At 67.3% G+C, this 24,109-nt stretch carries 25 protein-coding genes and 1 riboswitch; of the genes, 13 read left to right on the top strand and 12 right to left on the bottom strand.

Annotation, left to right across the window (positions count from 1 at the left end):
- Window positions 1–16: 16 nt before the first annotated feature.
- Genes ACF8LI_RS22375 through ACF8LI_RS22365 form a run of 3 tightly spaced genes read right to left on the bottom strand, consistent with a single transcriptional unit; the run spans window position 17 to window position 3,025 of the window.
- The gene (locus ACF8LI_RS22375) at window positions 17–724 is read right to left on the bottom strand and encodes a fumarylacetoacetate hydrolase family protein (protein WP_034393430.1); all 708 of its coding nucleotides are present in this window, start codon (window positions 722–724) and stop codon (window positions 17–19) included.
- A 38-nt stretch (window positions 725–762) separates the two neighbouring features.
- Window positions 763–1,800 carry a cupin domain-containing protein gene (locus ACF8LI_RS22370; protein WP_047218633.1) on the bottom strand — a complete coding sequence of 346 codons (1,038 nt, stop codon included), beginning with the start codon at window positions 1,798–1,800 and terminating at the stop codon, window positions 763–765.
- Window positions 1,801–1,816: 16 nt separating this feature from the next.
- Window positions 1,817–3,025, bottom strand: coding sequence for a 3-hydroxybenzoate 6-monooxygenase (locus tag ACF8LI_RS22365; RefSeq protein ID WP_392414150.1), 1,209 nt, complete (start codon window positions 3,023–3,025; stop codon window positions 1,817–1,819).
- Between the two features lie 204 nt (window positions 3,026–3,229).
- Between ACF8LI_RS22365 and ACF8LI_RS22360 the strand changes: the two genes are divergently transcribed.
- From ACF8LI_RS22360 to ACF8LI_RS22335, 6 genes are all read left to right on the top strand, one after another.
- Complete coding sequence (locus tag ACF8LI_RS22360; protein WP_012205532.1) at window positions 3,230–3,766, top strand: MarR family winged helix-turn-helix transcriptional regulator; 537 nt, start codon at window positions 3,230–3,232, stop codon at window positions 3,764–3,766.
- Window positions 3,767–3,780: 14 nt separating this feature from the next.
- Window positions 3,781–4,683, top strand: coding sequence for a LysR family transcriptional regulator (locus ACF8LI_RS22355; RefSeq protein WP_013802476.1), 903 nt, complete (start codon window positions 3,781–3,783; stop codon window positions 4,681–4,683).
- A gap of 66 nt (window positions 4,684–4,749) precedes the next feature.
- Entirely contained in the window at window positions 4,750–5,028 is a 279-nt protein-coding gene (locus ACF8LI_RS22350) for a type II toxin-antitoxin system RelE/ParE family toxin (RefSeq protein WP_047218636.1), read from the top strand.
- A 12-nt stretch (window positions 5,029–5,040) separates the two neighbouring features.
- Window positions 5,041–5,343, top strand: a complete 303-nt coding sequence (locus ACF8LI_RS22345; protein WP_043791964.1) for a HigA family addiction module antitoxin — start codon at window positions 5,041–5,043, stop codon at window positions 5,341–5,343.
- A 115-nt stretch (window positions 5,344–5,458) separates the two neighbouring features.
- Window positions 5,459–6,499, top strand: a complete 1,041-nt coding sequence (locus ACF8LI_RS22340) for a patatin-like phospholipase family protein (protein ID WP_392414149.1) — start codon at window positions 5,459–5,461, stop codon at window positions 6,497–6,499.
- A 168-nt stretch (window positions 6,500–6,667) separates the two neighbouring features.
- On the top strand, window positions 6,668–7,123 hold the full coding sequence (locus ACF8LI_RS22335) for a DUF2846 domain-containing protein (protein ID WP_071955834.1): 456 nt from the start codon (window positions 6,668–6,670) through the stop codon (window positions 7,121–7,123).
- Between the two features lie 87 nt (window positions 7,124–7,210).
- Here the strand turns inward: ACF8LI_RS22335 and glyA are convergent, their stop codons facing one another.
- The 4 genes from glyA to ACF8LI_RS22315 form a co-directional block, all read right to left on the bottom strand.
- On the bottom strand, window positions 7,211–8,485 hold the full coding sequence (glyA, locus tag ACF8LI_RS22330) for a serine hydroxymethyltransferase (RefSeq protein WP_392414148.1): 1,275 nt from the start codon (window positions 8,483–8,485) through the stop codon (window positions 7,211–7,213).
- A gap of 46 nt (window positions 8,486–8,531) precedes the next feature.
- The gene (locus ACF8LI_RS22325; RefSeq protein WP_046238953.1) at window positions 8,532–9,758 is read right to left on the bottom strand and encodes an aspartate aminotransferase family protein; all 1,227 of its coding nucleotides are present in this window, start codon (window positions 9,756–9,758) and stop codon (window positions 8,532–8,534) included.
- Window positions 9,759–9,827: 69 nt separating this feature from the next.
- A complete protein-coding gene (locus ACF8LI_RS22320) occupies window positions 9,828–10,679 on the bottom strand; it encodes a YggS family pyridoxal phosphate-dependent enzyme (RefSeq protein WP_288899345.1) in 852 nt (283 codons plus the stop codon).
- Between the two features lie 4 nt (window positions 10,680–10,683).
- A complete protein-coding gene (locus ACF8LI_RS22315) occupies window positions 10,684–11,940 on the bottom strand; it encodes a benzoate/H(+) symporter BenE family transporter (protein ID WP_392414147.1) in 1,257 nt (418 codons plus the stop codon).
- Between the two features lie 191 nt (window positions 11,941–12,131).
- On the opposite strand from ACF8LI_RS22315, the gene ACF8LI_RS22310 reads away from it, so the two are divergent.
- Complete coding sequence (locus tag ACF8LI_RS22310) at window positions 12,132–13,664, top strand: PLP-dependent aminotransferase family protein (RefSeq protein WP_392414146.1); 1,533 nt, start codon at window positions 12,132–12,134, stop codon at window positions 13,662–13,664.
- Window positions 13,665–13,694: 30 nt separating this feature from the next.
- Here ACF8LI_RS22310 and ACF8LI_RS22305 read toward each other — a convergent pair whose 3' ends face one another.
- Window positions 13,695–14,975, bottom strand: coding sequence for a serine hydroxymethyltransferase (locus ACF8LI_RS22305; RefSeq protein ID WP_191625561.1), 1,281 nt, complete (start codon window positions 14,973–14,975; stop codon window positions 13,695–13,697).
- Between the two features lie 507 nt (window positions 14,976–15,482).
- On the opposite strand from ACF8LI_RS22305, the gene ACF8LI_RS22300 reads away from it, so the two are divergent.
- The 4 genes from ACF8LI_RS22300 (at window position 15,483) to ACF8LI_RS22285 (ending at window position 18,741) form a co-directional block, all read left to right on the top strand.
- Window positions 15,483–16,445, top strand: a complete 963-nt coding sequence (locus tag ACF8LI_RS22300; protein ID WP_012205541.1) for a diiron oxygenase — start codon at window positions 15,483–15,485, stop codon at window positions 16,443–16,445.
- A complete protein-coding gene (locus ACF8LI_RS22295) occupies window positions 16,442–17,521 on the top strand; it encodes a 2Fe-2S iron-sulfur cluster-binding protein (protein ID WP_046238948.1) in 1,080 nt (359 codons plus the stop codon). The genes ACF8LI_RS22300 and ACF8LI_RS22295 overlap by 4 nt, the downstream gene beginning before the upstream one ends.
- Window positions 17,522–17,572: 51 nt before the next feature.
- Window positions 17,573–18,277 carry a glutamine amidotransferase gene (locus ACF8LI_RS22290; protein WP_392414145.1) on the top strand — a complete coding sequence of 235 codons (705 nt, stop codon included), beginning with the start codon at window positions 17,573–17,575 and terminating at the stop codon, window positions 18,275–18,277.
- Window positions 18,278–18,372: 95 nt separating this feature from the next.
- Window positions 18,373–18,741: an antibiotic biosynthesis monooxygenase gene (locus ACF8LI_RS22285; protein ID WP_012205544.1), complete on the top strand. Its 369-nt coding sequence runs from the start codon at window positions 18,373–18,375 to the stop codon at window positions 18,739–18,741.
- Between the two features lie 213 nt (window positions 18,742–18,954).
- On the opposite strand, the gene ACF8LI_RS22280 is transcribed toward ACF8LI_RS22285, so the two are convergent.
- Window positions 18,955–19,296: an H-NS family nucleoid-associated regulatory protein gene (locus ACF8LI_RS22280; RefSeq protein ID WP_016446025.1), complete on the bottom strand. Its 342-nt coding sequence runs from the start codon at window positions 19,294–19,296 to the stop codon at window positions 18,955–18,957.
- A 253-nt stretch (window positions 19,297–19,549) separates the two neighbouring features.
- Window positions 19,550–19,813 carry a hypothetical protein gene (locus ACF8LI_RS22275; RefSeq protein WP_034367556.1) on the bottom strand — a complete coding sequence of 88 codons (264 nt, stop codon included), beginning with the start codon at window positions 19,811–19,813 and terminating at the stop codon, window positions 19,550–19,552.
- A gap of 158 nt (window positions 19,814–19,971) precedes the next feature.
- Between ACF8LI_RS22275 and ACF8LI_RS22270 the strand changes: the two genes are divergently transcribed.
- On the top strand, window positions 19,972–20,430 hold the full coding sequence (locus tag ACF8LI_RS22270; protein WP_151020012.1) for a hypothetical protein: 459 nt from the start codon (window positions 19,972–19,974) through the stop codon (window positions 20,428–20,430).
- A gap of 155 nt (window positions 20,431–20,585) precedes the next feature.
- Window positions 20,586–20,906: a heavy metal-binding domain-containing protein gene (locus ACF8LI_RS22265; protein ID WP_012205554.1), complete on the top strand. Its 321-nt coding sequence runs from the start codon at window positions 20,586–20,588 to the stop codon at window positions 20,904–20,906.
- Between the two features lie 40 nt (window positions 20,907–20,946).
- On the opposite strand, the gene ACF8LI_RS22260 is transcribed toward ACF8LI_RS22265, so the two are convergent.
- Both ACF8LI_RS22260 and ACF8LI_RS22255 read right to left on the bottom strand, forming a co-directional pair.
- Window positions 20,947–21,888, bottom strand: a complete 942-nt coding sequence (locus ACF8LI_RS22260; RefSeq protein WP_392414144.1) for an ABC transporter substrate-binding protein — start codon at window positions 21,886–21,888, stop codon at window positions 20,947–20,949.
- A 5-nt stretch (window positions 21,889–21,893) separates the two neighbouring features.
- Window positions 21,894–23,807, bottom strand: a complete 1,914-nt coding sequence (locus ACF8LI_RS22255) for a TonB-dependent receptor domain-containing protein (RefSeq protein WP_392414143.1) — start codon at window positions 23,805–23,807, stop codon at window positions 21,894–21,896.
- Window positions 23,808–23,876: 69 nt separating this feature from the next.
- Window positions 23,877–24,104: riboswitch (cobalamin riboswitch) on the bottom strand.
- Window positions 24,105–24,109 lie beyond the last annotated feature (5 nt).

Genomic DNA, 24,109 nt, shown 5'->3' with positions numbered 1-24,109 from the left:
GGTGGTCTCCCGGGTCTTATTCAGGCTGGCCCACGGTGAGCGCGATCTCGCCCACGCCCTGCACATGGCCGGTGATGCGGTCGCCCGGCAGCACGGCGCCCACGCCTTCGGGCGTGCCCGTGTAGATGAGGTCGCCGGGTTGCAGGTGATAGAACAGCGAGAGGTCGGCAATGATTTCGCGGATGTTCCAGATCAGCTTGTCCACGTCGGACTGCTGCCTGGTCTCGCCATTGACGGCCAGTGCAATGGCGCCGGATTCGATCACCTGCCCCGGCATGGGCACGATCTCGCTGGCCACCGAGGACTGCTCCACATCCTTGCCCAGGTCCCAGGGCCGGCCCTTGTCGCGCGCCACCAGCTGCAGGTCGCGGCGCGTCATGTCCAGGCCGCAGGCGTAGCCGTAGATGTGTTCATGGGCCTGGTCCGCCGCAATGCGAAAGCCCGCCTTGCCGATGGCCACCACCAGTTCCATCTCGAAGTGGTAGTTGTTCGTCTCGGGCGGGTAGGCCACGGTGGCACCCGATTCGGTCAGCGTGGACGGCGCCTTGGTGAAGTAGAAGGGGCGCTCCACGCTCTTGTCCACCGGGCGGCCCATCTCGACGGCATGGGCGTGGTAGTTGCGGCCCACGAAGAACAGGCGGTTCACGGGCAGGCGCTGCGTGCTGCCGCGCACGGGCAGGGATTGGACGGGGGGCGGGGTCCAGAGGTATTGGGGGGCGGTCATGGTATTGGCGATGGGGGAGTAAAGAGACATCGGAGGATTCAAGGCCGGACCTCGTAGAGGCCCAGCTTTCGGTGCAAAGGCGCCTCGTCGGCCAGGAAGAGGAAGGCGGGCTCGCTGGCGCTGGCATTGGCCAGCGTGGCGGGCGCCCAGCCGGGCACGCAGCAGGTGTCGGCCGGGGCCAGGTCGAAATGGCGGTCCACGGCGGCCACGCTGGCGCCGCCCTCGATGACATGGAACACGCAGGCCGGCGAGCGCGCGGGCAACTGCAGCGTCTGGCCCGGGCGCAGCATCAGCGCGTAGAAGCCCAGGATGTTTTCGCAGTCGGCCCCGGTCTCGGGGTTGGTGTAGGCCAGCTGCACGCAGTCCAGATCGGGGCGGTCGGCGGCCAGCTCCAGCAGCGCGGCGCGGGCATCCTTCCACGGGTAGCGCAGCATGGGGTAGGCCTTGGCGCTGCGGGCGAACACCTGCGTGGGCGCCAGGCCGCCGCGCGCATATGCCCGGTCGCCACGGCCGGGCAGGGCGGGCTGGCGCGGGCCGTCCACGTGGTAGGTGACTTCCAGGTAGTAGGCCAGGGGCAGGTCCAGCACATCGAGCCAGACCACGGGCTCGTCGCCGTCATGGCCATGCTCGTGCCACAGGCCCGTGGGCGTGAGGATCAGGTCGCCGCGCTCCATGGGGCATTTCTCGCCGTCGACCAGACTCCAGGCGCCCTGGCCTTCCACCACCATGCGCACGGCATTGGGCGTGTGGCGGTGCGAGGGCGCCCACTCGCCGGGCAGCAGCAGCTGCATGCCCAGGTAGATGGAGGAGCTGGCCTGCATCTTCTCCAGCCCATGGCCGGGGTTGGCCAGCACCAGCACGCGGCGCTCGGCCTTTTCGATGGGCGTCAGCTCGCCGGCCTGCATGAGCAGCGGGCGGATGGACTGGTACGGCCAGGCAATCGGCTGGGTGCGCGGGCGCGGCGTGTGCGGCGGCATCACGTTGCGCAGGCTGGGCCACAGCGGCACCAGGTTGTTGCGCGCGAGTTCGTCGCGGTAGTCCTGGGGCAGGTCTTCCAGGCGGCCAAGTTCTTGCATGGCGGTCTCCTTGTGTTCAGTCTTCGGAGAGGCAGGTTTCGGCCTTCCAGCCGTACAGCCATTCCATGGCGTCGTAGAAACGCTGGGGCGTGCGGCCCTTCCAGAGGTCGTTGCGCACCAGGCGCTCCACGCCGCTGGCGTGGAAGATGCGGCCCATCTCGCGCGCGGACAGCACCACGCGCGCCGTGCGGGCGATGCGCGAGCGCTCGTACAGCCGCAGCGCCTGCGGCCAGTCGTTGCCGCAGTGCTTGAGCGCCTGGCCCAGCGTCACCGCGTCTTCCAGCGCCATGCAGGCGCCCTGGGCGATGTACTGCAGGGTGGGGTGTGCGGCATCGCCCAGCAGCGTGGCGCGGCCGAAGCTCCACTGGCCAATGGGCTCGCGGTCGGCCGTGGCCCAGCGCTTCCAGCTTTTGGGCAGGTCTATGAGCTGGCGTGCGCGCGGGCAGCAGTCGCTGTAGTAGCTTTGCACCTCTTGGCGGCTGCCTTCGCGCACGCCCCATTCCTCCTGCTCGCGGCTGTGGAAGGTGACGACCACGTTGTACTGCTCGCCGCCGCGCAGCGGGTAGTGCACCAGGTGGTAGTTGGGGCCGACCCAGATGCTGGCCGCGTTCCAGCGCAGGTCCTCGGGGAAGTCGTTCTTCTCCACCACGGCGCGGTACACCACGTGGCCGGAGACACGCGCCGCATCGCCCACGTACTGCTGGCGCACCACGGACTTCACGCCATCGGCGCCGATCAGGGCCTGGCCCACATGGACCTGGCCGTGCTGGTCGCGCACGGTGACGGTGTCACCCTCCTGCTGCACGGCTTCGATGCGCGTGCCCGTCAGCGTCTCGATTTGGCCGTGGGTGCGCGCGCCTTCGAGCAGCGAGGTGTGGATGTCGGCGCGGTGGATCACCGCATACGGGTTGCCGAAGCGGGCGCGAAACGCCTCGCCCGTGGGAATGCGGCCGACCAGCCGCTCATCGAGCGCGTCGTGCATCACCATCTCGTCGGTATAGACGGCGCGGCCACGGGCCAGCTCGCCAATGCCCAGCGCGTCGAAGGCCGCGAATGCGTTGGGCCCCAGTTGTATGCCGGCGCCGATCTCGCCCAGCTGCGGCGCCTGCTCCAGCACCTTGACGGCAAATCCCTGGCGCGCCAGGGCCAGCGCGGCCGCCACGCCGCCAATGCCGCCGCCTGCCACAAGAACGGGCAGCGCCCGGGAAGAAATGCTGGTGTTCATGGATGTCCTGTGCTTCGTGGTGCGTGTCGCCAGCCTGCGGGTCAGCTGCGTCGCGACTAATTAAACAGTATGCTGACGATGAGTGTAGTGTTGATTTGCATCAGGCCAGCCTGGGGTTTCCCTGGATGCAGGCCAAACGGTGGTGGACAGCGTGTCCGGGTGAATCACCTGTCCGCCAGCCAACGCCAACGGAGGGCGCAGTTCATGCGAACATCTGCGCTTGCCCGCAGGGACCCGGAAAAGAGCGCAATGGCCATGGACTACCAACCCGCAGAACTAGAAAACTACCCCGGCTACCACATCCGCCGCCTGCAGCAGATCGCGGTGGCCGTCTTCATGGAAGAGACCCAGGAATTCGGCGTGACCCCCGTGCAGTACGCGGCGCTGTCGGCCGTGCTGCGCCAGCCCGGCGTGGACCAGCGCACGCTGGCGCGGATGATCGGTTTCGACACCTCCACCATTGGCAGCGTCATCGACCGGCTGGAGGCGCGCGGCCTCATGGTGCGCAACACCAGCCCGGCCGACCGGCGCGTGCGCCTGCTGTCGGTCACCGCAGAAGGCGCCGCGCTGCTGGCCGCTGCCGAGCCCTCGGTGCTGCGGGCCCAGCAGCGCATGCTGGAGCCGCTGCCGCAGGAGCAGCGGGGCCTGTTCATGGACATGATGGCCGTCCTGGTGCGGCAAAACGACGAGCTGGCGCGTGCGCCCAGCACGCTGGCCGCGCGCCGCGCCGCAGCCGACTGAGGCGGCCTCGACCCATGGACTGGGACCACCTGAGATTCTTTGGCGAGCTGGCGCGCAGCGGCAGCATGGCCGCCGCCGCGCGGCAACTGGGCGTGGAGCACACCACGGTGTCGCGCCGCATCCAGGCCCTGGAAAAGCAGCTGGGGGCCGTGCTCTTCGAGCGCGAAGCGGGCCAATGGCGGCCCACGGAGGCCGGCCGACAGCTGCTGGGCGTGGCAGACGCCATGCAGCGCGCCGCAGCCGGGCTGGAGCGCATGCCGCTGGCGGCGGAATCCACCAGCCAGGGCCCGTCCGGCCTGGTGCGCGTGGGCGCCACGGAGGGCTTCGGCACCCAGCTGCTGGCCCCGCAGCTGGCCGCGCTGACGCAGCGCCATCCGCTGCTGAGCATCGACCTGCTGGCCCTGCCGCGCCTGCTGCACCTGTCGCGGCGCGAGGCCGACATCGTCATCTCGCTGGAGCGCCCCACGCGCGGCTCGGCCGTGGTCACCAAGCTCACCGACTACCGGCTGTTCCTCTACGGCCAGCGCGAATACCTTGCGCGCCGCCCGCTGGTGGCGCGCACCGAGGACCTGCGCCACCACAGCTTCATCCACTATGTGGACGACCTGCTGTTCACGCGCGAGCTGCAGCTGCTGTCCACCCTGTTCCAGCCCGAGCGCTTTGCCTTTCGCAGCACCAGCATCACCGCCCAGTACGAGGCCGTGCGCGCCGGCGCCGGCCTGGCCGTGCTGCCCGCCTTCATCGCCGACCGCGACCCCGTGCTCAGTCGCGTGCTGCCCGCCGAGGCCTGCTTCACCCGCACCTTCTGGATGAGCATGCCCTCGGATGCCCGGCAGGTTCAGCGCATCGAGGCGGTCTGGGGGTTTCTGAGGGAGGCTGTGCAGGGGATGCGGGAACTGCTCAGTCCCCGGAGTTGATGCAAGAGGGCCTAACTGCAGGCGGGGTAAGCATCAGCTAATAACGGGAGTCGTTATTATTGATCCATGATCCTCGATTTCAGATGTGCAGACACCCAGGCATTGATGCTTGGCAAGCGCGTTGCGCGGTTCGCCAACCTGGAGGTCGCTGCCATGCGCAAGCTTGTGCAGCTGAACGCAGCGACCTCCCTGGAGTTCCTGCGCATTCCGCCAGGCAACAGACTGGAGGCTCTTCAAGGAAGCCGCAGGGGCCAGTACAGCATTCGGATCAATGAGCAATGGCGCCTTTGCTTCGTCTGGGCAGATGGCCATGCCAGCCAGGTCGAGATCGTGGATTACCACTGAAAGGACTACAACATGACCCGCGAAGTCAAATGGCCGCACCCAGGAGAAATCCTGATGCAGGAGTGGCTCGAACCCATGGGCCTGAGCCAGTACGCGTTGGCAAAGGCCATCGATGTGCCGCCTCGGCGCATCAACGAGATCGTGAAGGGCATGCGCGGCATCACGGCGGATACGGCGCTGCGCCTTGCGGTCTTCTTTGGCACGGACGCGCAAAGCTGGCTCAACCTGCAGTCCGACTACGACCTTGCCGAAGCCCGCGATGCCATGGCGGACGTGCTGGCGCGAATCCAGCGGTTTGAGCCCACGCATCCCTGAGCGACCTCAGGACGCCCTCTGCCGTCCGCAGCATGATGCGTCTCCGGCGGTGGTTTGCCCCTGCCGCTATACTGCCCGCCCCGAATCTCGTCATCCGACAGCAGGATCTTCCGGCATGCGCCTCCAAGCCCTTTTGCGTCCACTGGTGTACCTGAGCCTGGCGGGGCTGGCCGCTTGCGGCAGCAACCCGCCCAGCCCCTCGGCGGCCACGCCCGAGTCCACGCCCACCGTGCCGGGCACACCCGTGGCCCCCATCAGGATCGGTCTGGCCCTGGGCGGCGGGGCCGTGAAGGGCTTTGCCCATATCGGCGTCATCAAGATGCTGGAAGCCAATGGCCTTGCGCCTGCGGTGGTGTCCGGCACCAGCGCGGGCAGCGTGGTGGGGGCGTTGTATGCAGGCGGTATGAACGCCTTCGAGCTGCAGGAAAAGGCCGTGGCGCTGGATGAGACCAGGATCCGCGACCTGCAGCTGTCCTCGGGCGGCCTGCTGGTGGGCCAGAAGCTGGAGGACTATGTGAACGAACAGGTGGGCCGCAAGCCGCTGGAGCAACTGGCCAAGCCCTTCGTGGCGGTGTCCACGCGGCTGGAGGACGGCGAGCGCACCGTGTTCGCGCGCGGCAATACGGGGCAGGCGGTGCGTGCCTCCAGCAGCATTCCGGGTGTGTTCCAGCCCGTGGCCATCGGAAAGTTCCACTTCGTCGATGGCGGCATCACCAGCCCCGTGCCCGTGGACGCCGCGCGCCAGCTGGGCGCCGATCTGGTGATCGCCGTGGACATCTCCAACAAGGCCCGAGGCAAGGCGCCCGAGAACATGCTGGGCGCACTGGGCCAGTCCATTGCGATCATGGGCCAGAAGCTGGGCCAGGCCGAGCTGGCCCGCGCCGACATCACCATCCGCCCCAAGGTGCTGGACATCGGCCCGGCCGACTTCACCCAGCGCGCCAGCGCCATTCTTGAAGGCGAAAAGGCCGCCGTGGCCGCCATGCCCCAGATCCGCGAGCGCATCGCCCAGCTGCAGGCCGAGCGCGCCAAGGCCGCGAAGCTGGCCCAGCAAAAGGCGGCCGAAGCCCAGCACCAGGCCTGCCTGGAGCAGCGCTCGCGCATGCAGAAGCTGGCTGAGATGGCGGGTATGGAAGAGGCATGCAACAAGCCCTGAGGGCCGGAGCATTGCGATGAATGGAGCGCTGCACAAAGGTGCAATGCTTTGTCGCTTCGTTTGTAAAGAAATGTATACAATCCTCCGCTGATTGAAATCCGGGCGTGTTTGCCACGGGCTTTGTTCAGTCAGTCAATCTCAATAATTTGAGCATCGGAGGGAGAAGAAATGACAAAGATCGCCGTAGTCGCGCTTGCCAGCTTTCTGTTGGTGGGCTGTGCATCCGTGAAGATGGAAAGCAAGGAAGCTTCGCAAAAAGCCAAGGAGTTCAACCCGCCGACCGCTGGCAATTCAGGCCTCTACATTTACCGGGACAGCGTGGTGGGCCGGGCTCTCAAGAAGGATGTCTGGGTCAACGAAAAGTGCGTTGGCGAGACCGCTCCCGACGTCTTTTTCTACACGGAAGTGGCGGGCAACCAGAACCATACCGTCTCCACCGAGTCCGAGTTCTCGCCCAATACGCTGCCGTTGGCGACGGAAACCGGCAAACACTATTTCGTGCGGCAGTACATGAAGATCGGTGTTTTTGTCGGAGGCGCCAATCTGGAGCTGATTCCCGAGACCGAGGGCAAGGCTGCGGTAACCAAGCTGGAACTGGCCACAAGCGGCACCTGCAGCAAATAACTGCCACTTCAAAGTACAGCTTTCTCGCTATGGCTGTCGCGCACCCCCCGGGTACATGGCCGGGCGGTGCGCTCGCGTGATCATCTTTTACCCATACACCGGATACCGACGGCACAGCTCCGTCACCTGATCGCGCACCTGCGCCGCCACCTTGGCAAAGCGGGCGCCTTCCTGCGCGTCCAGCGCATCGAGCACATCGCACAGCCAGTCGGCCAGCTGTTCGCACTGCGCCTGGCCGAAGCCGCGCGTGGTGACGGCGGGCGTGCCTATGCGCAGGCCCGAGGTCACGAAGGGCGAGCGCGGGTCGTTGGGCACGGTGTTCTTGTTGGTGGTGATGTGCGCCTCGCTGAGCGCGGCGTCGGCGTCCTTGCCGGTGTAGCTGCGGTCGGACAGGTCGATCAGCATCAGGTGGTTGTCCGTGCCGCCCGAGACGATGCGGTAGCCGCGCTGCTGGATCACGGCGGCCATGGCGCGGGCGTTGGCCAGCACCTGGCGCTGATAGGCCTTGAACCCGGGCTGCAGCGCCTCCTTGAAGGCGACGGCCTTGGCGGCGATCACATGCATCAGCGGCCCGCCCTGCACGCCGGGGAACACGGCCGAGCTCAGGCGGCGGTTGAAGGTTTCGTCCTGTCCCTTGGACAGGATCAGGCCGCCGCGCGGGCCGCGCAGCGTCTTGTGCGTGGTGCTGGTGACCACATGCGCGTGGGGCAGGGGGCTGGGGTATTCGCCCGCAGCCACCAGGCCTGCGACATGGGCCATGTCCACCCAGAACACGGCACCCACCTTGTCGGCAATGGCGCGCATGCGGGCCCAGTCCTTGTGGCGCGAGTAGGCAGAGAAGCCGCCGATGAGCATGCGGGGCCGGTGCTCCAGGGCGATGCGCTCCATCTCGTCGTAGTCGATCAGGCCCGTGGCGGGGTCCAGGCCGTAGGGGACGATGCGGTAGTGGCGGCCCGAGAAGTTGGACGGGTTGCCATGCGTCAGGTGGCCGCCCTGGGCCAGGTTCATGCCCATGACGGTGTCGCCGGGCTGGGCCAGCGCCAGGAACACGGCGGCATTGGCCTGGGCGCCGGCATGGGGCTGCACGTTGGCGTAGTCGCAGTCGAACAGCGCCATGGCGCGTTCCACGGCCAGGCGCTCGGCCACGTCCACGTTCTCGCAGCCGCTGTAGTAGCGCTTGCCGGGGTAGCCCTCGGCGTACTTGTTGGTGAAGACCGAGTTCTGCACCGCCATCACCAGCGGGCTGGCGTAGTTTTCGGAGGCGATGAGTTCCACATGGTCTTCCTGGCGGCGTTTCTCGCTCTGGATGGCCTTGGCCAGCTGCAGGTCGAAGTCGGCCAGGGTCAGGGATGCGTCGTACATGGGTGAATGGTTCCTGTATTGGGGCAAGGGCTGTAGGGAGCGATGGTCATGCAGCCGCCAGCTGGCCTGCGGCGGGTGCGCCTGCCTGCGCGGCGCTGGCCGACTCCAGCAGGCAGGCCAGGCGGGCGACGATGTCGTCGATCTGGCGCTCGTCGCAGATCAGCGGCGGCAGCAGGCGGATGGTGGATTCGCGCGTCACCGTGATCAGCAGGCGCTGCTGGGCCAGCGCGCGGCCCACCAGGTCCTGGCAGTTGCGGTTCAGCTCGATGCCCACCATCAGGCCCTGGCCGCGCACGGCCAGCACGTCGGGGTGGCCGTGCAGCGCCTGCTGCAGGCCGTTGAGCAGGCGCCGGCCCAGTTGCCTGGCGCGGCCGGGGATGTCCTCGGTCTCCATGATGTCCAGCACCGTGCAGCCCACGCGGCAGGCCAGCGGGTTGCCGCCAAAGGTGGAGCCATGCTGGCCGGGCGAGATCAGGTCGGCCGCAGGCCCGCGCGCCAGGCAGGCGCCGATCGGAATGCCGTTGCCCAGGGCCTTGGCCAGGGTCATCACATCGGGGGCGATGCCCGCGTGCTGGTGGCCGAACCAGGCGCCGGTGCGTCCCAGGCCGGTCTGGATCTCGTCCAGCATCAGCAGCCAGCCGTGCCGGTCGCACAGGCTGCGCAGCTGGCGCAGGTAGTCGGGGCTGGCCAGGCGGATGCCGCCTTCGCCCTGCACGGGCTCGATCAGCACGGCCACGATGTCGCCATGCTGGGCGGCGGCGTGGTGCACGGCCGCGATGTCGTCATAGGGCACGCGCACGAAGCCCGGCATCAGCGGCTCGAAGCCGCGCTGCTTGGCCGGGTTGCCCGTGGCCGACAGCGTGGCCAGCGTGCGGCCGTGAAAGCCGTTGTCCATCACCAGGATCTGCGGCCGCGCCACCTGCCTGCGGTGGCCGTGCAGGCGCGCCAGCTTGAGCGCGGCCTCGTTGGCCTCGGCGCCGGAGTTGCAGAAAAAGGCCGTCTCCATGCCGGCCAGGGCGCACAGGCGCTGGCCCAGGCGTTCCTGCCAGTCGATGCGGAACACGTTGGAGGTGTGCAGCAGCAGGCCGGCCTGCTCGGCGATCACGGCGGCGATCTCCGGGTGCGCGTGGCCCAGGGCGGTCACGGCCACACCGGCAATGGCGTCCAGGTATTCGGTGCCGTGCTCGTCCCAGAGCCGGGCCCCACGGCCACGGACGAAGGAGACGGGCTGGCGGGCATAGGCCTTCATCAGGCGGGAATCAAGGGGTTGCATGGCTTTTTGCATGTCAAGGTCCTCAAGCGGGGTCAGGGTTGAATCGAAAAGGGTGGCGAGGGGGCGCGTTCAGGGCAGCGCCAGGGCGGCGGGATCAGGGCCGCCGGCGGGCCAGTAGAAGCTGTCCGGCTGGGCGCGGGCGCCGAAGATGGCCTGGCCCACGCGCACCACGGTGGCGCCTTCCTCGATGGCGATCTCGAAGTCGCCGGACATGCCCATGGACAGTTCATCCAGCGAGATGCCCGCCGGCGCGCCCTGGCGCAGCTGGTCGCGCAGGCTGCGCAGCAGCACGAAGCACTGGCGCACGCGCTCGGCCTCGCTGGAGAACAGGGCCAGCGTCATCAGGCCGCGCACGCGCAGCGCACTGAAGGCGGGCAGGGCCTGGAGGAATCCCTGCACCTCGTCGGGCGGCAGGCCGTACTTGCTGGCCTCGCCCGAGGTGTTGACCTGCACGAACACGTCCAGCGCCCGGCCTTCGGCCTGCAGGCGGCGGTCCAGCGCCTCGGCCACGCGCAGGTTGTCCAGCGCCTGGAACTCGCTGGCAAAGCGTGCCACGAGCTTTGCCTTGTTGGTCTGCAGGTGGCCGATGACGGACCACTGCAGATCGGCCAGGTCCTGCATGGCCTCCCATTTGCCGAAGGCTTCCTGCACCTTGTTCTCGCCCAGCATGCGGCAGCCCGCCGCGTGGGCCAGGCGCAGGCTGGATTCGGGCTTGGTCTTGCTCACGGGCAGCAGGCGCACGCTGGCCGGGTCGCGCCCTGCGCGGCGGCACGCAGCGGCCATGCGCGCCTGCACGGTGGCCAGGTTGTGCCGGAAATCGTCCACCGTCTCGGCCTGGGGGTAGCGGCCGTGCTGGTCGTGGCGCGTCAGGGTGTCGGCGGCTTGGGCGGTGCCGCCGGTGGTGTCTTGTGTCGCAAGCATGGTTTCAGCTCCTTTTGATGGCGGCATCGGCGGCGGGCACGTTGCCGGTGCCCGCCTCGCTGCGGGCGGTCCGGCGCGGCCACTGGCCGTTGAGCACGGCATGGGCCACCAGGCCGATGACCAGGCCCCAGAAGGCGCCGCCTATGCCCAGCATGGAAATGTTGGCGGCGGCGGCCAGGAAGGTGATCAGCGAGGCCTCGCGGGTTTTGGCATCGGCCAGCGCATTGGCCAGGCTGCCGCCGATGGTGCCCAGCAGCGCCAGGCCCGCCAGCGTGGTGATGAAGGTGGCCGGGAACGCCATGAACACGGCCGCCAGCGTGACGCCGAACACACCCACCAGGATGTAGAACACGCCCGCAGCGATACCTGCGATCCAGCGCCTGGACGGCTCTTCATGCGCCTCCTTGCCCGTGCAGATGGCGGCCGTGATGGCGGCGATGTTGAAGGCGTGCGAGCCGAACGGCGCCATCAGCAGCGAGCCCAGGCCCGTCAGCGTGACGATGGGGTTGGCGCTGGTCCTGAAGCCGTCGTTGCGCAGCACCAGCATGCCGGGCATGTACTGGCCGGTCAGCGTGATCAGGAACAGCGGCAGGGCCACGCTCAGCAGGGCGTTGAGCGTGAACTCGGGCCGCGTGAACACGGGCGCGGCAAAGCGCAGCTGCAGCCCGGACAGGTCCACACGGTCCTGCGCGAGCAGGAACGCCAGGCCCAGCGCCAGGATGCCGACCACCGCATAGCGCGCCGTCAGTCGCTTGAGCAGAACGTAGGCCACGATCAGCAGGCCGGCCAGCAGCGGGTCCACGCTCATGCCGCCAAAGGCCTTGATGCCGAACTGCAGCAGGATGCCCGCCAGCAGGCCCGAGGCCACGCCGGGCGGAATCAGCCGGATCACGCGCTCGAACCAGCCCGACAGTCCCAGCACCACGAAGGCCGCGGCCGACACCACATAGGCGCCCACGGCCTCGGCATACGGCGTGGTGGCCAGGGCCGTCACCAGGAAGGCGGCGGCCGGCGTGGACCAGGCCGTGATGATGGGCTCGCGCGAGAGCCAGCTGAGCACCAGCCCGGTGACGCCCACGCCAATCGAAATAGACCACACCCACGAAGCCGTGAGCTCCGGGCTCAGGCCGGCCACCTTGGCGGCCTGGAACACCAGGATGAAGGTGCCGCCGTAGTTGACGATGACCGAGATCAGCCCGGCCACCACGGGGTGGATGAGGTCGCTGAAGCGAAGGGGTGAGTGTGTGTCTGATGAAGGCATGGTCTTCTCGTTTTCCTTGGGGGTTGGATTCCTGGCTGTCTGGTGAAAGGGGTATTTGAGCGCCGAAGTGGACTGAATGATCCATACACTTCGCTCTCTTGTTGCAGACCACTTTGCAATGGGCGCGCAGCATTTGCGTCAGTACAATGGCCTGCCAAAGAGGTGCAATGAGATGAAAGGCGGCAGACCGCATGAGCAAGACCTTCGAGCTTGAGACCCTGAAGATCCGCATGGGAGATGCCGACCTGCGCCAGCTGGACCTGCACCAGCGGGTGCAGCGCGCCATGCGTGCGCTGATCCTGGATGGGGCGCTGCTGCCGGGCCTGAAGCTGCCGGCCACGCGCTCGCTGGCCGACTCGCTGGGCATTGCCCGCGACACGGTGGAGAACGCCTACACCCAGCTGCACCGCGACGGCTTCATCGTGCGGCGCCAGGGATCGGGCAGCTATGTCTCCGAGACCATCGGCACCGAGCTGCGGGGCCGGGCGGCGCGGCGCGGCCGCTTGCCCGAGCACGAGCGCAGCGCCCATGCGGCCGGTGCTGCCGGTGCTGTCGGTGCCATAAGGGCCGGTGCCGGCCTGAGCCGGCGCGGCCAGGCCATTGTCGATGGCGGCGGCATCGCCGACCAGCAGACCATTCGGGCCTTTGCCACCGGCCTGCCCGAGACGCGCACTTTTCCCACCGATGTCTGGGAGCGGCTGCAGCGGCAGGCGCTCAAGGACTACCGGGCCAGCGTCCTGCTGCACGGCGACCCGCAGGGCGCCGAGCCGCTGCGCAAGGCCATTGCCACCTACCTCAACCTGGAGCGCGGCGCCAAGGTGGAGGCCGGGCAGATCGTGGTGCTCAGCAGCACGCGGCAGGCGCTGTTCCTGTGCGCGCAGCTGCTGGTGGATGCGGGCCGGCCCATCCTGCTGGAGAACCCGGGCTACTTCGGCGCCCGCAAGGCCTTCGAGTCGGCCGAGGCCAAGGTCCTGCCCATCGACGTGGACGCGCAAGGCATTCGCACCGACCTGCTGCACGCCGACCGCAGCGGCGCCACCTGCGTCTATGTCACGCCATCGCACCAGTACCCCACGGGCGTCACCATGCAGCTGGAGCGGCGGCTGGACCTGATCCGCTGGGCATTCGAGCGCGGGCGCTGGATCATCGAGGACGACTACGACAGCGAATTCCACTACGACGGCATGCCCACCGCCTGCGTGCAAGGCCTGGACAAGCACGCGCGCACCATCTACATCGGCACCTTCGGCAAGACCCTGTACCCGGGCCTGCGCATGGGCTACATGGCCTTGCCGCAGGAGCTGGTGCGCGCCTTTGTCCAGGCGCGCAGCATCATGGACGGGCACACGCCCCAGATCCAGCAGCTGACGCTGGCGCGCTTCATGGAGGACGGCCACTACAACTCCCACGTGCGGGCCATGCGCAAGCTGTATGCGGGGCGGCGCGAGGTCATCCTCGAATCCATAGGCAGGCACCTGGCCGGCATCGTCACCGCGCCAAGGCCCCAGGGCGGCATGCAGGTGCCCTGCCTGCTGGAGCCCGGCTGGTCCGAGGAAGACACCATCCGCCGCGCCGCCGCGGCCGGCGTGCTGCTGCAGGGGCTCAGCCGCCTGTACGCGGGCGAGCAGCGGCAGGCGGGCTGGCTGCTGGGCTATGCCTCGCTCACGGCCTACGAGATCGAGGCCGCCGTGCTGCGCCTGGCCAACGCGCTGCGAAAACCCTGACAGGTTGGGAGAAGCCGGACGCTGCATGCCTCAGTAGGGCAGGGGAAAGCGCGCGGTCAGGTCGGACACGCCTTCGTGGATGGACTTGAGCGTGCGCGCGTTCATGGTGCCGCTGCGTATGCCGCCCAGCGTGGCAAGAATCATGTCGCCGATCTCGCGGAACTCGTCGGCGCCCATGCCGCGCGTGGTGCAGGCCGCGCTGCCCACGCGGATGCCCGAGGTCACCAGTGGCCGCGCGCCATCGCCGGGCACGGCGTTCTTGTTGACCGTGATGCCGATCTGCTCCAGCGCCGTTTCGGCGGCCTTGCCCGTCAGCTCCCAGGGGCGCAGGTCGATCACGCCCAGATGGCAGTCCGTGCCTGCGGACACCACGGACAGCCCGCCCTGCGACAGCCGGTCGCACAGCACGCGGGCGTTGTCCACCACGGCCCGCGCATAGGTACGGAAGGCGGGCTTGAGCGCCTCGCCCAGCGCCACCGCCTTGGCCGCCACCACATGCATCAGCGGCCCGGACTGCAGGCCCGGAAACACGGCGGCGTCTATGCGCCTGGCGATCTCGGCGTCGGCCGAGAGGATCATGCCGCCGCGCGGCCCGCGCAGCGTCTTGTGCGTGGTGGTCGTGGTCACATGGGCGTGCTCCACGGGCGAGGGGAACACGCCCGCGGCCACCAGCCCCGCCACGTGCGCGATGTCGGCCATGAAGATGGCGCCCACCCGGTCGGCAATGCGCCGGAACTCGGCCCAGTCCATCTGCCGTGAATAGGCCGAGCCTCCGGCAATGATGAGCCTGGGCCGCTCCTTCAGCGCAATGCGCCGCACCTGGTCCATGTCGATGAGTTGGGAGCGGGCGTCCACCTCGTAGCTGATGGACTGGAACCACTTGCCCGACACGCTCACGCTGGAGCCATGCGTCAGGTGCCCGCCCGAGCGCAGGTCCAGCCCCATGATCTTGTCGCCGGGCTCCAGGAACGCCAGGTACACGCCCTGGTTGGCCTGGCTGCCCGAGTGCGGCTGCACGTTGGCGTGCGCGCAGCCGAACAGCGCCTTGGCACGCGCAATGGCCAGGTTCTCCACGGCATCGGCATTGGCGCAGCCGCCGTAGTAGCGCACGCCCGGATAGCCCTCGGCGTATTTGTTGGTCAGCACCGAGCCCTGCGCCTCCATCACCGCGCGGCTCACGAAGTTTTCAGAGGCAATCAATTCAATCGAACGCGCCTGCCGTGTCCGCTCGGCCGCTATGGCGTCCCAGGCCTCGCTGTCCGCGTGTTGGAGTTCCAGGGAATTGATTCTGGGGAGCGATAAATCGTCCATGTCGCATTGGCTGTCTTGGAGGCGCTGAAGCACGGGAATCGGCAGCGCCCGGGTTATGGAAGGATTTGGAAACCAGGACGCATCGGTAATGGGCAGTCTACAAAGTGCAGCGGCCTTGATTCCGACCATGTTTGAGCGGGTGAGCAGACCAATTAAGGTGGCATGCCAATGTAAACCGTTGAAAAAAGCGGTCTGGTTCATTGACGAAAATAGGTCTGTTTGAATCCACGCTCTCTCCATAGAATTCGCCGCCAGACGTTGAAAGTCATGAGATCCAATACCGCCAGGAATCATCCGCAATCTGCAGTCGGGCAGATTGATTCAAGGTGGAATATGACAGAGTGAAGAAATCCATGACAACGTATCTGCCATCTGCAGCGTCAATTGCAGTGCCATTTGCGGTGCCATTTGCGTCGCCATTGGTGATTGCGGCAGATGGAGAAAGCGGGGGGAGGGAATAGGCGATTTGACTCAGATCAATCAAGTTCAATCACACGGAGTTGAAAAATGAATCTCGATATCTCTCGGACAGATGACGCCGTGCGCGATGCGCTCAAAAAGCTGTCCCTGCTCTGGAAGTCAAGAGCGGCCGTGAATCAGGACCTGCCTGATTACTGCGGCTTGGCGTTCGACCCCGCCCGGCAGGACTTCACCGCCTCGCTGCTGCCGTTTCGCGATCACCAGGCATGGGTGGAGGCGCCACAGCACCTGCGCGACCAATGCCTGTCCTACGCCTGGGGCATCTACAACCTCAAGACCATCTACATCGAGTGCAACGTGGTCACGCCGGCCTGCGAGGACATCATCAAGACCCCGCCGCCCAGCGCCAACCGTGCGCTGCTGCAGGACGTCATGTCCCAGGCCCTGCTGGACGAGGCCCTGCACACCCGCATGTCCATCATGGCCTGCAACTACATCTACGAGATGCGCGGCCTGGCGCCGCTGGACTACGCGGACTTCAACCTCGTCGGCTGGCGCAACGGCGTGCTGGCGCAGTGCGGCGCGGAATGGGAGCGCCGCCTGGCGCGCTTCGCCATTGCCTGCGCCAGCGAGACCCTGATCACCGACTACCTCAAGACCATGGCCGAGGACCGCAGCATCCAGCCCATCTGCCACGAGGTCACGCGCACCCACGCCGTGGACGAATGGAGCCACTCCAGCGTCTTCAGCTCGGTGGCCACCGACATCGTCCAGGGCCTGAGCAACCGCGAGCGCAGCTACCTGCGCTCCATCATCCTCAAGACCGTGCAGATGTTCGCCAACAACGAACTGGGCGCCTGGTCCACCGTCTTCACCATGGTCGGCATGCCGCATGCGCGCGACATCCTGCACGACGTGGGCGACAGCAACGAGATCGGCGTCTACACCGACTCGGTGCAAAGCCTGATCGACCGCATCGGCCTGGCGGGCCGCAACCTGGGCGGCAGCGTGGCGCTGGTGTCGTCGGTCCTCGAGGAGATGCAGGCATGAGCGCCGCCCTCCAGGCAGGCAGCATGCTCGCGCGCTGCGCCGCTGCACGGGCAGAGGCGGGCGGCGTCATGGTCTACACCCTGCGCGTGCAGGGCGCCTCGGCGCAATTCCTCGGCGGCCTGCGGCCCGGCCGGCATGTGGCCATCGAGCATGCCGACGCCAGTGGCACCATGCAGCAGCGCCTGTACTCCATCACCCGCTACGAGCCCTGCAGCGAGCACGACGGCGCCGGCCAGTTCGACATTGCCGTCAAAAGCTCGGGCCGGGGCAGCGTCTCCGACCACATGCATGCGGTGCTGCGCGCAGGCTCCACGCTGCCGCTGGGCGGCGTGGCCGGCGACATCACGGCCGACCTGGTGCTGGGCCTGGACTCCCTGGTCATGCTGGCCGGCGGCATCGGCCTGACCTTGCCGCTGGCGCTGCTGCGCGAACTGGACCGGCTGCGCCAGCAGGGCCAGCGCGTGCCCCGCACCACGCTGCTGCTGTGCTTTGCGCGCATGGCCGACATTCCGTTCCTGCAGGAGCTGCAGCAGCTGTGCGAAACGGCCCCCTGGTTCGACCTGCGTATCCACATCACGCGTGAAGACATTGCCGCCCACGGCCCCTTCGTGCCGGGCCGCCCCTCGCAGCAGTCCCTGCTGGCGCTGGGCCAGCCCCAGGCCGTCGTCATCTGTGGCGGCCACGCCTTTGCGCAGACCTTTCGCGAGCATGCGCGGGCCTGCTTTCCCGGTGCCATACAGCACATCGAGGCCTTCACGCCGCCTGCCGCATCCACCGCCCAGCCAGGCGAGACCGCGCAGGCATGCCAGCTGCAGATCGCGCACAGCGGGCAGATTGTCGAAGCCGCGTCCGGCAAAAGCCTGCTGGAGATCCTGGAAGGCGTGGGCATTGCCATCCGCAGCCAGTGCCGGGCCGGCATCTGCGGCAGCTGCCGCATCCGCATCACGGGAGGCAGTTCACGGCTGGAGGCGGACTTTTGCCTCAGCGACAGGGAAAAGGAAGCCGGCTATGCCTTGGCCTGCTGCACCTTCCCCTCGGCAGGCCATATCCACGTCGATCTCAAGCCCGGCGCCTGACGGGCTCCGCACGTTCCAAGCCACCCTCCTGTATCCACCTGAGTTCCTCCCATGAAAAAAGCCATCGCGCTGCGCCACATCCACTTCGAAGACCTGGGCACCCTGCATGCCGAGTTCGCCAGCCGCGGCTACGAAGTGCAGTACGTCGATCCCAGCATCGGCGAGCTTGACACCCTGGACCTGGGCCGTGCCGACCTGCTCGTCGTGCTGGGCGGCCCCATAGGTGCCCATGACGAGGCGCTTTATCCCTTCGTCGCCCAGGAGCTGGCGGCCGTGCGCCGCTGGCTGGACAGCGGCAAGCCGCTGCTGGGCATCTGCCTGGGCGCGCAGCTCATTGCGCGCGCGCTGGGCGCCAGGGTCTACCCGCTGGGCGTCAAGGAAATCGGCTTCTCGCCGCTCACGCTCACCGACGCCGGCCTGGCCTCGCCCCTGTCCAGGCTGGACGGCGTGCCCGTGCTCCATTGGCATGGCGACCAGTTCGACATTCCCGAAGGCGCCGTGCACCTGGCCGGCACCGCCATCGGCGCCAACCAGGCCTTCGCAGTCGGCTCGCAGGTGCTGGGCCTGCAATTCCATCTGGAGGCCGACGCGGCCCGGCTGGAGCGCTGGCTGGTCGGCCATGCCTGTGAGCTCGGCATGGCCAAGGTGGACCCGCGCACCCTGCGTGCCGATGCCCAGAAATACGGCGGCCTGCTGGCGCTGGCCGCGCGCGATGTGCTGGCCGCCTGGCTGGCCCACCTGGAGCGCAGCCGCTGAACCTGCGGCGCTGCCCATTCACCCATTTCCCCCACGCCGGAGCCGCCGCTGCGCGGCGCCGGAATCTCTGTTCCCGAAAAAAAGGAGAGTTGAAGATGGTTGTCGTACTGTTCGAACTGCAGGCCTTGCCCGGCCAGAACCAGACCTATGTGGACCTGGTCAACAAGCTCACCCCCATGCTCAAGCCCATGGAGGGATTCATCTCCGTGGAATGCTTCCAGAGCACGCTCAACCCCGAGAAAGTCATGTCCGTCACCACCTGGCGCGACGAGGAAGCCGTCGTCCAGTGGCGCAACGTGGAAGCCCACCTCAGCGCCCAGCGCGCCGGCCGCGACAAGATCTTCAAGGACTACCGCGTGCGCGTCACCCAGGTGCTGCGCGACTACGGCCTGAATGACCGCGCGCAGGCGCCCGCGGACAGCATCATGGGCAAGGCAGGCAGCTGCCCCGTCAGCCACGCCTGAGGGCTGGCGGTGCCGCAAAGACCCGGCTGCTCCCCCTGCCGGAGCGCGATGCACGCACTCGGAAGATGCCGGCAGTGACTACGCTGCCGGCGCCTGGCCGGAAAAAAAGCCCGCTGAATGCTCAGAGGGCTTTTTTTCGGACGGCACAGATTCCTTCGCATCGGAACCGCACCGCACCGCACGGCATCCTGCGTGCCGCCGTGTGCAGCGCCTTCAGTTGCGAGCTGCCGCTGCCGCCATTTCTGCGAGGAACGGGCCTTGGGCCGCCTCGGGTTTGCGTTCGATGAGGAAGTCGTCGCGATCCTGGTCCTTGATCCAGTTCGGAGGCTTGCCGCGACCTGTCCACGTTGCTCCTGTAGACGGATCGCGATACTTCGCCGGTGCGCTGGTTTTTGCTGGGATGTAGGGGAACACTTGCTGCTGGGTGAATCCGAAATCGGTCACCAGCTTCTGGACCTTGGACAGGGCAGCGTCGGCCGCCGAGGTGCGGGCCTTGGCAATTTCCATGTCCAGCGCGGCCTTGGCCGCAAGGAGTTCTTTGAGGGACTGTGTCATAGGGGTGCGAAATTTTTGAAGCCAGATTATGGGGCTGTTCGGGCGAGACATGCCTGTCTTCAGGGTCATGCCGGGCGACAAAAGGCAGGCGAGGAAGGCATGGGGCACTGCTGCCGTCATGTGGAAGCTGCGCCAGGCATGAAAAGGACGGCCCTATCCTCGGTGGCTCGCGCCCGCACCACCCGGCACGGCACGGCCGCAGCGATCACGCCAGATGGAATATCCCGCGTTGTACCGGCCTGGCAAGGCAGCCCTAAGCTTCCAAGCTGCGGACGAATTCACTCCCCGCTTCGACTCCTAGAAGCGAGTCCACGGCCGCCACCCGCTTCAGCGCTTCGTCGGCGCTGAAGCCATTTCCCTCCAGCACGGCCAATGCATCGTTGTGCAGGGCATAGGCCAGGTGCGCTGCGATCCGTACGCTCGGATCCGCATCCACGTTGCTCCCCAGATATCCGCTCAGGAGAAGACGGATCTCGTATATGGCTTTCGCCAGGATTTTTGACTCATTGGTGCGCATGGGATGGTCCTGCCATGAATACTGGCGACTGTGTGCCGGAACCGTGAATGTAAGTACTTGGGCCATCTACGGCCCGGCGTGATGGCGGGCACCAAGGCAAATCGCGCCGTACTTTGCGACACAATCCGCCTCTTGAATACCTCTGAAGGAGACGGCCTGTGCCAGCGCCCCGCCATTGGATCGAATTCGTTGAGGACTGGCGTGCCGAACCCATGGCCTACTGGGTGCATGTCGAGCAAGAGGTTGGGCTCTGGTGCCGCGCCAGCCGTTACCTGCCCTCGGCACCTGCTCACATTCCCCACAAGGGCTTTGCCGTTCTCTGTGTGGAGTTCGGGGCGCATGTACTGCGTTTTTCCTCTGCGGCTCAGCTCGATGAGTGCATTCGTGTACTTTCCATGAAACCCTTGCCCACATCGCGCCAGTTGTCCAACCTGCGCGTCACGTCGCTGGGGCCAAACGGGCATTGGTTGAGCCGGCTGCCGGTGGCGATCAAATCCGGAAAGGCAAGAGGGCGGGTGGTGATGGGGCTTGAACAGACGCGGGCAGCGATAGTAGGCAAGTCCGATGGATGGACGTGCCAGAACTCGGCTGAGCGGACCAATGCCCTGGCGAGCTGACAGCATCATTACAACTGGCACAGACTGCACCGCAGCAGCGGCCAAGTCGCTCCGTGTCTAGGATCAAATCTCCAAACAATCGCTTGACGGTTCACAGCTAGTCCGGCCGAGTGGCGAAAGCTCGACACTCCCATCACCAACACCCAGGAGCTTCAATGATCATCACCACCACCCCCCAGATCGAAGGCCGCCGCATCACCCGCTACTGCGGCGTGGTCGCGGGCGAGGCAATTTTGGGCGCCAATGTGTTCAAGGACTTGTTTGCCGGGCTGCGCGACATCGTGGGCGGGCGGTCGGCCACCTATGAGCGCGAGCTGCAGCGGGCGCGCGAGATTGCGCTCAAGGAGCTGGAGGAACGCGCCCAGGAACTGGGCGCGAATGCCGTGGTGGGGGTGGACCTGGATTACGAAGTGCTGGGCCAGGGCAACGGCATGTTGATGGTGTCTGCCAGCGGCACGGCCGTGGTGCTGGAGTAGGCAGGGCCATCGGCCAAGCGGGTCAATCAGGCCAGAGAAGTCAACGCTGCGCTGCGCCGGGCATCTCCAGGCAGCGGGCCAGCGCCCGCGCCGCCTCCCCCAGGCGCGGGCCGGGGCGGGAGACCACGTCTGTTTCGACCAGGTCCAGCGCGCAGATGCGGCCGGAGCGCACGGCGGGCATGCGGCTCCAGCCGGGGCGGGTGGCAAAGCTGGCCGATGGCGTCTGCGGCGTGTGGATGATGAGTTCCGGCTGCTGGCGCAGCACGTATTCGGGCGTGATTCGCGGAAAAGGGCCCAGGTTGGGCGGCAGCACATTGCGCGCGCCCAGGCGCTGCAGCAGCTGGCCTATGAAGGAGTCCGGCCCTGCCGCATAAGGCGTGGCGTCCACCTCGAAATACACCTTCTGCCCGGCGGGCGTGAGCGCCGCCAGCGCCTTGGCCTGCTGGTCCACCTCGGCCTGCATGCGCGCCAGCAGGGCGTTGGCGCGCTGCACCTGCAGCAGCTGGTCGAGCTTGTGCAGTACCTGCTCCAACTGCGCCATGTCGTTGGCGTCCAGTGCCAGCACGGGAATGCCGAAGCGCTCCAGCTGCGCGATGACGGGTGCGGAATACGCCATCAGCACCACGTCGGGCCTGAGCCGCACGGTGGCCTCGACCAGCGGGGCAAAAGTGTGGCCCAGCTTGGGCAGGGCGGCCACGCGCGCCGGGTGGTTGGAGAACTCGTCCACGCCCACGATGCGCTCGCAGGCGTCCAGCGCGCACAGCGATTCGGTCAGCGAGGGCAGCAGCGAGACGATGCGCTGCGGCACGCGCGCCAGGCGCACCTGGCGCCCGCGCATGTCGGTGACGGTGTACGGCGTGCCTGTGCTCGCGCCTGTGCTGCCTTGGTTCGCATCCACCGCCTTTTGCGCGACGGCGCCGCCCGCGCAGGCCAGGGCGGCGATCAGCAGCAGAAGGCGGGGCAGGCGCACAAGCAGGTGCATGGCGGTCAGGGCAGGGGAGTCCAGCGCACGCTGACGAACACGGTGCGGCCTGCGTTCGCATAGCCGCGCGTGGGGGCGTAGTCGCGGTCAGCGATGTTGTTGACACGGGCCAGCAGCGTCCATTGCCTGGTCAGCTGGCGCTGGGCGTAGAGGTTGACCACGCCGTAGCCGCCCAGCTTGAAGGTGTTGGCCTCGCCTGCGTAGCGGCCGCTGTACAGCTGCGCTTCGCCGCCCAGCGTCCAGCCGGCCGCCTGGGTGTCGGCGTTGAGCTTGAGCATGCGCTTGGAGCGGTAGGGCAGCAGCTTGCCGGTCTCCAGGTTCTCGGGGTTCATGAAGTCCAGCGAGGCGCCCAGATTGGCGCTGCCCAGGCGCGTGCTGCCCGACAGCGTCAGGCCGGTGATCTCCACGCTTTGCCAGTTGCGGTAGCAGTTGCAGGGAACGGCGCTGTTCCAGTCGTAGGTGATCAGGTTCTTGAACCTGTTGCGGTAGACCACGGCCGAGAGGCGGTTGGCACCGGCCGCATAGTGCAGGCCCGTTTCCACGTTGGTGCTGCTTTCGGGCTTGAGGTCGGCCGCCGCCTGGCCCGTGAAGCGCTCGTACAGCGTGGGCGTTCTGAAGGCCGTGCCGGCCGATGCCACCCAGCGCCAGCGCTCGTCGATCTGCAGGCCGTAGCCCAGGCCGCCCGTGGTCTTGTTCTGCTGGTCGCGCACCTGGTCGTGACGCAGGTTGGCGTCGAACTGGTGGCGGCCCTCGGTCAGGCGCCAGCCGGCCGACAGGGAGTTCTGCACGCGCCGGCTGTCGGTGTTCTGCGTCCAGGCGTATTGCGTGTCCAGCTTGTCCTCGCGGCGCTCCAGGTCGATGTTGAAACGGTGCTGGCCCAGTGTGAACAGGTTCTGCAGCAGGTAGTTGGTGGAGCGGCCCTTGGCGCTTTCGGGCGACTGGGTGTGGCGGTCGCTTTGGCTGTCGGTATGGGAGATCTGGACCACGCTCTTGTAGATGGCGTTCCAGCCGGCCTGCCAGCGCAGGCTGCCGGTGGTGTTCTTGACCACGTCGTAGTCGTCGAAAGGCGGCGGGCTCTGGTCGTAGTGCGTGCGCAGGCGGCTGTGCAGCAGGCTGGCATCGATCTGGTGGATGCCCGTTTTGTAGCCCGCGTTCAGGCCCAGCGAGGTGTTGCTGTAGCCATCCTTGTCCGGGTTGGGCGAGAAGGTGTTGCCGGGGTAGACGTCAAAGCCGTCGCTGCGCTCGTCAGCCAGGTTCAGGCCATAGGTGAAGCCGTTGGCCCCGCCCTGGAATCCCGTGGCCAGCTTGCTGGTGCCCTGGTTGCCTATGCCGGCCTCGGCATAGGCGCGGGTCTGGCCGTCCGCCCGCTTGGTGAAGATCTGGATCACGCCGCCCATGGCGTCTGAGCCATAGATGGCGGCGGCCGGGCCGCGCAGCACTTCGATGCGCTCGATCTGCGCCAGCGGCAGGGTGGACCAGACCGCGCCACCCTGCAGCTCCTGCGAGCTGTAGCGCACGCCGTCGATGAACACGGCAGTGTGCTGGTTGCTGGTGCCGCGCAGGTAGACCGAGGTGACCTGGCCCGGCCCGCCATTGCGGTTGATCTGCACGCCCGGCACCTGCACCAGCAGGTCGGCCACGCCCGTGGCGCCGCTGCGGGCAATGGTCTCGGCGTCGATCACGGTCATGTCGGCCGTGACGGTGCGCAGGGACTGCTCGCTGCGCGAGGCGGTGACGACCACGGTATCGAGCTGGGAGGTCTGTGCCCGCTGCGCCTGTTGTGCCTGTTGTGCCTGTGCATGGGCCTGGCAGGCCAGCAGCGAGGCCGCAGTCAGGGCGGACAACGTGCGCAGTACGGGGAACGCCGAGGGCGAGCGAAGAGCGGCGCCAGGGGCGCGCGCGAGGGCGAGGGTGTGCATGGATGCGAGCCAGTTGCGCGCCAGCGACCCCGCCGGCACGGAAACCACAAAGACCGGCTGCGCTGCATGCGCGGCCGGCCGCCTGTTGGCCGGTATCCAGACTGGTGACGCACTCGCCAAGGCCTTCCCGGGCTGTACGCCCAGTGGCACGGGTTTGGCGGGGGCCGGTGCCATGCACGCGGCGTTTCACTCACTGTTGCGGGGGCAGTACATGCGGGCGGCTTTATCTGGCCGCCCCATGTTTCCCGTTTAACCGCAGCCCCTGGGGCTGCAGGCACCAACGGCGGCGATTGTACGGCGGG

This window comes from Delftia sp. WSY_12 (assembly GCF_043104645.1).
Classification (GTDB): domain Bacteria; phylum Pseudomonadota; class Gammaproteobacteria; order Burkholderiales; family Burkholderiaceae_C; genus Comamonas; species Comamonas tsuruhatensis.
This window is presented reverse-complemented; position numbering and strand designations above follow the sequence as displayed.